The sequence below is a fragment of the Streptomyces sp. NPDC003943 genome (assembly GCF_053605265.1).
Window position 1 is genome coordinate 1 of sequence record NZ_JBSGIW010000155.1, and the last position, 9,780, is coordinate 9,780.

A 9,780-nucleotide genomic window follows, 5' to 3' on the forward strand; every position below is an offset into this window, starting at 1 on the left:
GGCACGGGCGGCGCCCCGGGCGCGCCTACGGGCGCGTCGGCGGGCGGGGTGCCGGGCGCGCCCACCACGGCGGCCGGTGCCAGCACGCCGACGGGCGGCGGGCCGGCGGGCGGGCCGGCCGGTGGGGGAGCGGCGTCGGTCGCGGCGGCCGGTACTGGTGCGGACAGGACGCCGGGCGCGGGCGGGGCGGGTCTTCCGGCCGGTGCCGACGCGGGTGCCGGTGGCGCGGCCCGGGTGGATGCGCCTGCGGAGGGGGCGAGCCTCCACGGCGGTGCCGGCGCGCCGACGAGTGCGGGCATGGCGCCTGGCGTGCCGTCAGCGACTGTCGGCGGAGGGGCGGTTGAAGCAGCCCCGGCGAACGGCACGCCCCCCAACCCCGCGCACCCGACGGCTCCGGCCGCCGGTTCCGGGGCCGCGTCGACGGGGACCGGCCGCACGCCCGGCGGAACCTCCGGTACGTCGGCCGGCGCGGGCCGGGCTGCGGGCGAACCCAACGGCGGGCCGCAGGCCGGCTCGGCCGACGGCTCGGCGGCGCAACAGCCGCTCGGCTCTTTCGGGCTCGGGCGCCCGGCGCCCACCGGTGCCGGGCAGGACCCTGGCCCCGCGCCCGGCCCGGGGCGTACTGCCGGGCCCGGTGGGACGGGGCCGGGTTCGCCCGACCTGGGGCCATCGGCGGCCGGGGCCGCCGGGGGGCCGTCGGGCGCGGGTCCGGTGGTCGACGGAGGCGCGGGGCGTACGGCTCCGGCCGCAGCCGGGCACGCGCCCGAGCCAGGAGGCACCGCTGTGTCCCGGGACGGCTCGGCCTCTGGCTCGCCTGACCACACGGCGCCCGGTGGCGCCGGGCGGGGCCCTGGCCTTGCGTCCCACTCGGGTCGTACTGCCCCGTTGGCTACGGCGCCGGGCTCGCCCGACCTTGGACACGGTGCTGGGCGGGGCCCTGGCCTTGCCTCCCACCCGGCCTCGGCGCCGGGTTCGCCCGACCTCGGGCGCCCGGCGGCGCCTGCTGGTGCCGGGCAGGGCCCCGGCCCTGGGTCCCACCCGGGTCGTACTTCCGTGCCCGCAGCGGGCGCGGCCTCCGGTGCGGTTGCCTCCGGGCAGGGCCCTGGCCTCGCGTCCGGTCCGGGGCGTACCGCCGGGTCCGGCGGGGCGGTAACTGGTTCGTCCGGCCTCGGGCCCTCGACGGCCCGGGCCGTCGAGGGCCCGTCGGCTGGGGGTCCGGTGGCGGCTAACGGCGCCGAGGGTACGGCTCCGGCCGCCGCCGGGCAGGGTTCCGACAACGCGCCCGCCGCCGCTCGGCCGGTACAGCAGCCCCCCGGTCTGACGCGCCCCGGCGCGGACAGTGCCCGACCGCCGCAGGCGCCCCAACAGGGCCCCCGCACGACGGGAGGGGTGGCCGCGAGCGCTCCATTCGCCGGAACCGGCTCCGGGTGCTCCGCGCCGCCGCCAGCCAGTTCCGATGCGCCTCAGGCGCCGCCGACGGGCCCGGCCCGCACCGCTGCTGCGTCGTCCGCCGCGGGCTCGGCGACCGGTGTCGCCCCCGGGCGCGACCATGGAGCTGCTCCCGGTTCGTCGCAGGCGCCCCGCCCGGCAGGTGCAGCAGCCATCCCGGGGCGCCCGTCGGCGTCCACCGACCCAACACCGGCCCCCCGCGGTTCGGCGCCCGGTGCCGCTTCCGTCATCCCTGCGCCGCAGGACCCGGGGCCCGGGCCCGCGCCCGCAGATCCCTCCGGCTCGGCCACCTCCGGCCCCGGCCGCCCGGCGGCGTCCGCCGTCGCAGGAGCTGAAGGCCCGGGCGCCCCAGCCGGCCCCGTTCCCGACGAGGCCGTCGATCTCGGGTGGATCGCCGGCGTGCGCGTCGACACCTCCGCCGAGGTTTCGCCCCGCGCGGGCGCGACTGCTCAGCCACAGTCCCAGTCCCAGCCCCAGCCCCGGCGCCGTACCGTCATCGGTACCGAGGCCACCGGCTCGATCCCGGTGCATCTGCTGTTCCGGGACGAGGCGGAGGGTGGGGGCGACGACGGCGGGCCGGCCACCGTTCCCGTACCCAAGACGCCGGCGCCGGCGACTGCGACGGCGACGGCCAGGAAGCCGGGTATTCCCGCGCCCACGCGGCCCGCGCCGGCCTCCGGCAACCGCCCCGCGCCCACCGCGGATCCCAAGCTCGTCGAGCGGCCGGGGCCCGTGCTGGCCGGGTGGGTCGGGGTGGTGGGCGGGGTGGCCGCGCTTCTCGCGTGTGCCGCGATCGTGTGGTGGGCCGGGGCCGTGCCCGGTGAGGTCGCGCGGATGCTGCGGCTGCCGGTGCGGCCGTACGACGGGATTCCGCTCGGACAGTGGGCACTCCTCGCGCTCGGCGTCGTCCTGGCGCTGTTCTTCCTGGGCGGTCTCGGCCGCGGCCGGGTCGGTTACGCGCTGGTGCTGACGCTGTTCGGCGACTACCGCGGCACCGTGCGCCGCACGGGGCTGCTCTGGGTGAGTCCGTTGCTGCTCCGCCGCCGGGTCGACGTACGGCTGCGGCACTGGCGCAGCGAGCCGCTGCCCGCCGTGGACGCGAAGGGCACCGCGCTGAACGTCGTCGTCCTCGTGGTGTGGCGGATCCGCGACACCGTCCGGGCGGCGCTCGGGGTGGACCGGCACGAGGAGTATCTGCGGGAGCAGGTGGAGGCGGCGATGGCGCGGGTGCTGTCGCAGCTGCCGGCGGACGCGTTCCACGAGGACGCGCCGACGCTGCGGGACTCGGAGGCGGTCGGCGAGGCGCTGACCCGGATGCTGTCGGCGGAGTGCGCGCCGATCGGGATCGACGTGTTCTCGGCGCAGCCGACGCGGATCGAGTACGCGCCCGAGGTCGCCGCGGCGATGCAGCGCAGCCGGATCGCGGCGCTCGACGCGAAGCACCGGGACAGTGTGCTGACCTCGGTCGTGGACGCGGTGGACGACGTGGTCCACCGGCTGACCTCCCGTGGTCTGGTCGAGCTGGACGACTACGAGAAGAAGACGCTGGTGAAGGACCTGACCGTGGCGTTCTACACCGGCCGTACCGCCCCCGGGGAGGGCGCCTGACCTCGCTCCCGTACCGCCGCCGTTGGTATGGACATGGCCAACTTCCGTCCCTACCTTGGAGCTTGGTCTAGACCTAGAGCCGACGGCTCGAAACCCCCCACCCGCACGCGTGCAGCACAGCCCAACAGAACTCCCCACGTTCTCCTGGAGCGACAGCATGCGAAAGAAGACAGGGATCGCGGCCGTGGCGCTCGGCGTCGCCGCCGCCTCCCTCCTCGCCACCACCAGCGCGAGCGGCCACGGCTACACCGACTCGCCGATCAGCCGGCAGAAGCTCTGCGCCAACGGCACCGTGACCAACTGCGGCGACATCCAGTGGGAGCCGCAGTCGGTCGAGGGGCCCAAGGGCTTCCCGGCCGCCGGGCCCGCCGACGGCAGGATCTGCGCGGGCGGGAACTCCCGTTTCGCGCAGCTCGACGACGCCCGGGGCGGCGCCTGGCCCACCACCCGGCTCACCGCGGGCCAGAGCTACACCTTCCGCTGGCAGTTCACGGCCCGCCACGCGACCACGGACTTCCGCTACTACATCACCAGGAACGGCTGGACCGGCACCAGGGCCCTGACCAGGGCCGACCTGGACCCCCAGCCCTTCCTGGTCGTCCCCTACGGCGGTCAGCAGCCGCCGTCGACCCTCTCCCATTCGGGGACGGTCCCGGCGGGCAAGACCGGCCGCCACCTGATCCTCGCCGTGTGGACGATCGCGGACACCGGGAACGCCTTCTACGCGTGCTCGGACGTCCAGTTCTGAAGCCGGTTCCGAGGCCGGTTCCAGGGCCTCCTCATCTGACGTGACGTCAGCTAGCATCCGGCCCCATGAGGACCGTCGCGGAACTCGTACGACGCCAGTGGCACGACCACCGGACCGGACTGAGGGACGAGCGCACCACCCTCACCCACCACCAGGTCGCCGCCGGCGCCGCCGCCCGCGCCGCTCTGCTCGCGGAGCTGATGCCCGACCGGCCGGGGCGCGAGCCGCACCTCGGTCTGCTGCTCGACAACACTCCGGAGTACCCGCTCTGGCTCGGCGCGGCGGCCCTCGCGGGGGCCGCCGTCGCCGGGATCAACCCCACCCGGCGCGGCGCCGAGCTGGCCCGGGACATCCGGCACACCGACTGCCGCCTCCTGGTCACCCAGCGCGCCCACCTCCCGCTCCTCGACGGGCTGCCGCTGCCCGGCGTACGGATCCTGGTGACCGACACCGACGCGTACGAGGCCCTGCTCGCCCCCTACGGGACCGCCACCCCGCACGACCGCTTCCTCCGGCCCGCCCGCCCCGACAGCCGCTTCCTCCTCTCCTTCACCTCCGGCTCCACCGGCGCGCCCAAGGCCGCCGTGTGCAGCCAGGGCCGGCTCGCCGCCGCCGGCGACTCGCTCGTGTCGCACTTCTCGATAGGGCCGGAGGACACCCACTACATCTGCATGCCGATGTTCCACGGCAACGCCGTGATCGCCGACTGGGCGCCCGCGCTCGCCGCCGGCGCCGGGATCGCGCTGCGCGCCCGCTTCTCGGCCTCGCGCTTCCTGCCCGACGTACGCCGCTTCGGCGCCACCTACTTCACCTACGTGGGCCGCGCCGTCCAGTACCTGCTCGCCACCCCCGAGAGCGCCCACGACCGCGACCACCGCCTCCGGCTCGGCTTCGGCACGGAGGCGGGCGCGGTGGACGCGGCCCGCTTCGAGGCGCGGTTCGGGGTGCGGCTCGTCGAGGGGTACGGCTCCTCCGAGGGCGGGGCCGCGATCCAGCGGAGCCCCGGCACCCCGCCCGGGGCGATCGGGCGGGCCGCACCCGGCGACGACCTGGCCGTGGTGGACCCGGCCACCCGGCGCGAGTGCCCGCCGGCCCGTTTCTCGGCCACCGGCCTGCTGCTGAACGCCGACGAGGCCGTCGGCGAGCTGGTCAACCGCGGCCGCAGCCCCTTCGAGGGCTACTGGCGCAACCCCGAGGCCCAGGCCGCGCGCCTGCGCGACGGCTGGTACTGGACCGGCGACCTCTTCTACCGGGACGCCGACGGCTTCCTCTACTTCGCGGGCCGCACCGACGACCGGCTGCGCGTCGACAGCGAGAACCTGGCCGCCGCGATGATCGAGAACATCCTGGCCCGCTGGGAACGCGCGGCCGGCGTCGCCGTCTACGCGATACCCGACCCCGTCTCCGGCGACCGGGTGATGGCCGCGCTCGCCCTGCGCCCCGGCGCCGTCTTCGATCCGGCCGCCTTCGCCGCCTTCCTGGCCGACCAGCGCGACCTGGGCACCAAGATGCCCCCGGCCTACGTCCGGGTCGCCCCGGAGCTGCCCCTGACCGCCACCAACAAGATCCACCGGGTCGCGCTCCGCCGCGCCGGGCTGGGCAGCCCCGACCCGGTCTGGTGGCGACCGGCGCCCTCCGCCCCGTACGAGCTCCTCACCGACACCGCTCGCGAGACGCTCCGCCGGGCCTACGCGGAGCAGCACCGCCCCTTCCCCGGCTGACCAGAGCGGGCCAGAGCGGGAAAACAAGGAAGCCCCTCGCTTTCGCGAGGGGCTTCCTCTGTCTGTGCGCCGCCAGGGACTCGAACCCCGGACCCGCTGATTAAGAGTCAGCTGCTCTAACCAACTGAGCTAGCGGCGCCTGCTGACAGAGAAAATACTACCTGGTCCCGAGGGGTGCTCGTGACCACCCCGCTGTCGGCCCCCTAGATCGCCAGCGACAGCACCACCGGCGCCGCCCGCCGGTTCAGCGTGTCCGCCGCCGAGCGCAGCCGGTGCGCGTGCTCGATCGGCAGCGACAGGGCCAGGCAGCCCACGGTCGAGCCCGCCGTCAGCGGCACCGCCGCGCAGACCGTCCCCACCGCGTACTCCTGGAGGTCGAGCATCGGGACGGTCGGCGGCTGGCTGTCCAGCTTGGAGAACAGGATCTTCTCGTTGGTGATCGTCCGGGAGGTCAGCCGGGCGATCTTGTGGCGGGCGAGGTGGTCGCGGCGCCCGTTCTGGTCGAGCTGGGTGAGCAGGCACTTGCCGACCGCGCTGGCGTGGGCGGCCGAGCGGAAGTCCACCCACTCGTTGACCTTCGGGGTGCGCGGGCCGTCGGCGAACTGGGTGATCTTCACCTCGCCGTCGATGTACCGGCTGATGTAGACGGCGGCGCCGACCGAGTCGCGCAGTTCGGTGAGCGTCTCCTGGAGCTTGCGCTCCAGGGCCTCGCGGCGGGTGACGCCGGAGCCGAGGAGGACCAGGGAGTCGCCGATGACGTAGGCGCCGTCGGAGACCTGCTCCACGTATCCCTCGCGCCGGAGCATCAGGAGCATGGACGACAGATGGGCGACGGGCAGGCCGGTCTCCCGCGCGATCTGCACGTCCGTCACGCCGCCACCGTGCCGTGAGACCGTCTCAAGCACGCGGAGGGCGTATTGCACCGAGTGGAACGGCGCGGTGGGCTCGGGCTTCAGCGCCACGGTTTCCCCCTACCAGGTTGTGACCGCAAGCTTCCGTACCACGATAGCCGCCAAGGGCTCGCCACGGGGCGGCTGTTGGCGAGATTGATTCGGTGCTCAGGGGCCCTGGGCTGGGGTGCGCCACTCTGGCATATGCCATGGTCACAGCCCTGTCGGAGAGGCTGAGGTCAGGGCCGTGCGCGAGGTGGCCCGGACGCCCGTTCGGTCCCGTTCCGGACGTGAAGATTTTTTCGGCGGGAGCCGCTCGGAGCCCCTCTCCGGAACAAACGGAGACACCCTCCTGTTAGCTCTCCCTGTCCGGCCATTGACGTCAGAAAGGTCCCACGGTGAGCGACGACGCGACGCGAGACGCGAATCGAGACGTGCATCGAGACGCGATTCGAGACTCGATCCGAGGAGAGGTGCGCGGCACCGCGCCCGTACCGCTGTCCGTACTGGACCTGGTCACCGTCGGCAAGGGGCGGACCGCGAGCCAGGCGCTCGCCACCAGCGTCGAGATCAGCCGGCTCGCCGAGCGCCGCGGCTACCACCGGCACTGGGTGGCCGAGCACCACTCCATGCCCGGTGTCGCCTCCTCCTCGCCGGCCGTGATCCTGGCCCACCTCGCCGCCCACACCCGCCGCATCCGGCTCGGCTCCGGCGGCGTGATGCTGCCGAACCACGCGCCGCTGGTGATCGCCGAGCAGTTCGGCACCCTGGAGGCGCTCGCCCCGGGCCGGGTCGACCTGGGCCTCGGCCGCGCGCCCGGCACCGACGGCGCGACCGCCGCCGCCCTGCGCCGCACCCAGACCCTCCACGAGGGCGCCGACGATTTTCCGGAGCAGCTCGCCGAGCTGACCCGTTTCCTCGACGACGACTTCCCGGACGGCCACCCGTACGCCCGGATCCACGCCGTGCCCGGCCCGGTGCAGGGCCCGAAGGGCCGCCCGCCGGTCTGGCTGCTCGGCTCCTCCGGCTTCAGCGCCCGGCTCGCCGGCCTGCTCGGCCTGCCCTTCGCCTTCGCCCACCACTTCTCGGCCCGCAACACCATCCCGGCCCTCGACCTCTACCGGGAGTCCTTCCGCCCCTCGGCGGTGCTCGACGCGCCGTACGCGCTGATCGGCGTCGCCGCGCTCGCCGCCGACGAAGCCGGGGAGGCGCGCCGCCAGGTGCTCACCGGTGCCCTGTCGATGCTGCGGCTGCGCACCGGCCGGCCCGGCCTCATCCCGACGCCGGAGGAGGCCGAGGCGTACGAATTCAGCCTCGCGGAGCGCGAGTTCGTCAACGACTGGCTGGGGAACGTCGTGTACGGCACGGCGGACGAGGTGCGGGAGGGCCTCGACGCCCTCCAGAAGCGCACCGGCGCCGACGAGCTGATGATCACGGCGAACGCGCACGGCGGCGACGCGCGGCTGCGGAGCTACGAGCTGATCGCCGACGCCTACGGGCTGCCCGAGCTCGGATAATTTCCCGGCTGTTGGTTCATCCTCGAACGAACCGGGCCGCGATCCCTAAGCGAACCTTAAACCGCTCGTCACGCATGGTGGCGAGCGGCTTTCTTTTGTGCTGCGCCCCCTGCGGAGGGCGCTGACAAGGGCTTTCTTCCGTCAATTGGTCTAGTCCTCAATCTGGTTCAGACCATTGACGCGCTGTTCGCGCGGCGGATATCACTGCTCCAACTTCCGTACCGCCACCCCTCCCGGAGGCCGCACGTGCACCCCCGCAACCCCCGCAAACCACTCATCGCCGCCCTGCTCAGCTCGGCCCTCGCCGCCGGCGCCCTCGCCGCGACCGCCGGCCTCGGCTCCGCGCAGGCCGCCGACACCACCGCCGCCGCGCCGTCCACGGGCGGCGTCAAGATCGCGTACTACGACCAGTGGAGCGTGTACGGGAACGCCTTCTACCCCAAGCAGCTCGACGAGCGGGGCATCGCGGCCAAGCTGGACGTCATCAACTACTCGTTCGGGAACATCCACCCGACCGACCTCACCTGTTTCGAGGCCAACAAGGCCGCCGGCGACGACGCCAACCCCAGCGCCGGGGACGGCGCGGGCGACTCGTACGCCGACTACCAGAAGTCCTTCTCGGCCGCGGACAGCGTCGACGGCGTGGCCGACAAGTGGGACCAGCCGATCGTGGGCGTCTTCAACCAGTTCAAGGAACTGAAGGCGAAGCACCCCAACCTGAAGATCAACATCTCGATCGGCGGCTGGACCTACTCCAAGTACTTCTCGGACGCGGCCAAGACCGACGCCAGCCGCAAGAAGTTCGTCGCCTCCTGCATCAAGCAGTACATCCAGGGCGACCTGCCGGTCGAGGGCGGCTTCGGCGGCGCCGGCACCGCCGCCGGCATCTTCGACGGCATCGACATCGACTGGGAGTACCCCGGCTCGCCCGACGGCCACCTCGGCAACCACTACGCCCCCGAGGACAAGCAGAACTTCACGCTGCTCCTCGCCGAGTTCCGCAAGCAGCTCGACGAGTACGGCGCCGCGCACGGCGGCAAGAAGTACCTGCTGACCGCCGCGCTGCCGGCCGGCCAGGACAAGATCAAGAACATCGAGACGGACAAGATCGGCGCGTACCTCGACTACGCGAACATCATGACGTACGACATGCACGGCGCCTGGGACGGCGACGGGCCGACGTACCACCAGTCCCCGCTCCACTCCGGCAGCAACGACCCGACCGACGTCATCAAGCCGGGCACCGAGAAGTACTCGATCGACAACGCGATCGACTCCTGGCTCGACGGCAAGCCCGCCTACGGCATCACCGGTGGCTTCCCGGCCGACAAGCTGACCCTCGGCTACGAGTTCTACTACCGCGGCTGGAAGGGCGTCCCGGCCGGCACCACCAACGGCCTCGCCCAGACCGCCACCGGCGGCTCCAACGCCCGCCCGCTCAGCCAGGCGGCCGGCATCGCGTACTACAAGGAGCTCGGCGGCATCGTCGACAACCCGGCGACCACCTTCTGGGACGACCAGGCCAAGTCCGCCTACTTCTACAAGGACGGCGAGTTCTTCACCGGTCTGGACAAGCGCACCATCCAGGCCCGCGCCGACTACGCCCACCAGCGCGGCCTCGCCGGCGCGATGATGTACTCGCTGCTCGGCCTCGACGCCAACGCCACGCTCTTCAACCAGATCGTCGACGCCGTCGGCTCCTCGCCGACCACCCCGACGACCCCGCCGACGACGCCGCCCACCACCCAGCCGACGCCGACCCCGACCACCACGACGCCGACCCCGACGCCCACGCCGACCGGCGGCACCTGCACCGCCCCGGCGTACGTGGCCGGCCAGGTCTACAC

At 73.8% G+C, this 9,780-nt stretch carries 6 protein-coding genes, 1 tRNA gene and 1 pseudogene; 5 read left to right on the top strand and 3 right to left on the bottom strand.

The window, feature by feature from the left end; translation table 11 throughout:
* Nucleotides 1-299, bottom strand: a pseudogene (locus ACWEV0_RS34870) (hypothetical protein); the annotation flags it as partial.
* 1,549 nt (nt 300-1,848) lie between these two features.
* Between ACWEV0_RS34870 and ACWEV0_RS34875 the strand changes: the two are divergent.
* The 3 genes from ACWEV0_RS34875 to ACWEV0_RS34885 all read left to right on the top strand — a co-directional run bounded on the left by ACWEV0_RS34875 (nt 1,849) and on the right by ACWEV0_RS34885 (nt 5,526).
* On the top strand, nt 1,849-3,057 hold the full coding sequence (locus ACWEV0_RS34875; RefSeq protein ID WP_453153830.1) for an SPFH domain-containing protein: 1,209 nt from the start codon (nt 1,849-1,851) through the stop codon (nt 3,055-3,057).
* A gap of 157 nt (nt 3,058-3,214) precedes the next feature.
* Nucleotides 3,215-3,805 (top strand): lytic polysaccharide monooxygenase auxiliary activity family 9 protein, encoded by a 591-nt coding sequence (locus tag ACWEV0_RS34880; RefSeq protein ID WP_453153831.1) that lies wholly within the window; start codon nt 3,215-3,217, stop codon nt 3,803-3,805.
* A 65-nt stretch (nt 3,806-3,870) separates the two neighbouring features.
* Nucleotides 3,871-5,526 carry an AMP-binding protein gene (locus tag ACWEV0_RS34885; protein WP_453153832.1) on the top strand — a complete coding sequence of 552 codons (1,656 nt, stop codon included), beginning with the start codon at nt 3,871-3,873 and terminating at the stop codon, nt 5,524-5,526.
* A gap of 65 nt (nt 5,527-5,591) precedes the next feature.
* Here the strand turns inward: ACWEV0_RS34885 and ACWEV0_RS34890 are convergent.
* Nucleotides 5,592-5,665: transfer RNA gene (locus ACWEV0_RS34890), tRNA-Lys, on the bottom strand.
* A 64-nt stretch (nt 5,666-5,729) separates the two neighbouring features.
* A complete protein-coding gene (locus tag ACWEV0_RS34895; RefSeq protein ID WP_403800997.1) occupies nt 5,730-6,488 on the bottom strand; it encodes an IclR family transcriptional regulator in 759 nt (252 codons plus the stop codon).
* 377 nt (nt 6,489-6,865) lie between these two features.
* Between ACWEV0_RS34895 and ACWEV0_RS34900 the strand changes: the two genes are divergently transcribed.
* Both ACWEV0_RS34900 and ACWEV0_RS34905 read left to right on the top strand, forming a co-directional pair.
* Nucleotides 6,866-7,933, top strand: a complete 1,068-nt coding sequence (locus ACWEV0_RS34900) for an LLM class flavin-dependent oxidoreductase (protein WP_453153834.1) — start codon at nt 6,866-6,868, stop codon at nt 7,931-7,933.
* Between the two features lie 246 nt (nt 7,934-8,179).
* A partial coding sequence (locus ACWEV0_RS34905) for a glycoside hydrolase family 18 protein (RefSeq protein WP_453153833.1) occupies nt 8,180-9,780 on the top strand: 1,601 nt, incomplete at its 3' end.

Coding starts and splice junctions, on each gene's coding strand:
- ACWEV0_RS34885 (WP_453153832.1), top strand. CDS start 3,871: ATGAGGACCGTCGCGGAACTCGTACGACGCCAGTGGCACGACCACCGG.
- ACWEV0_RS34880 (WP_453153831.1), top strand. CDS start 3,215: ATGCGAAAGAAGACAGGGATCGCGGCCGTGGCGCTCGGCGTCGCCGCC.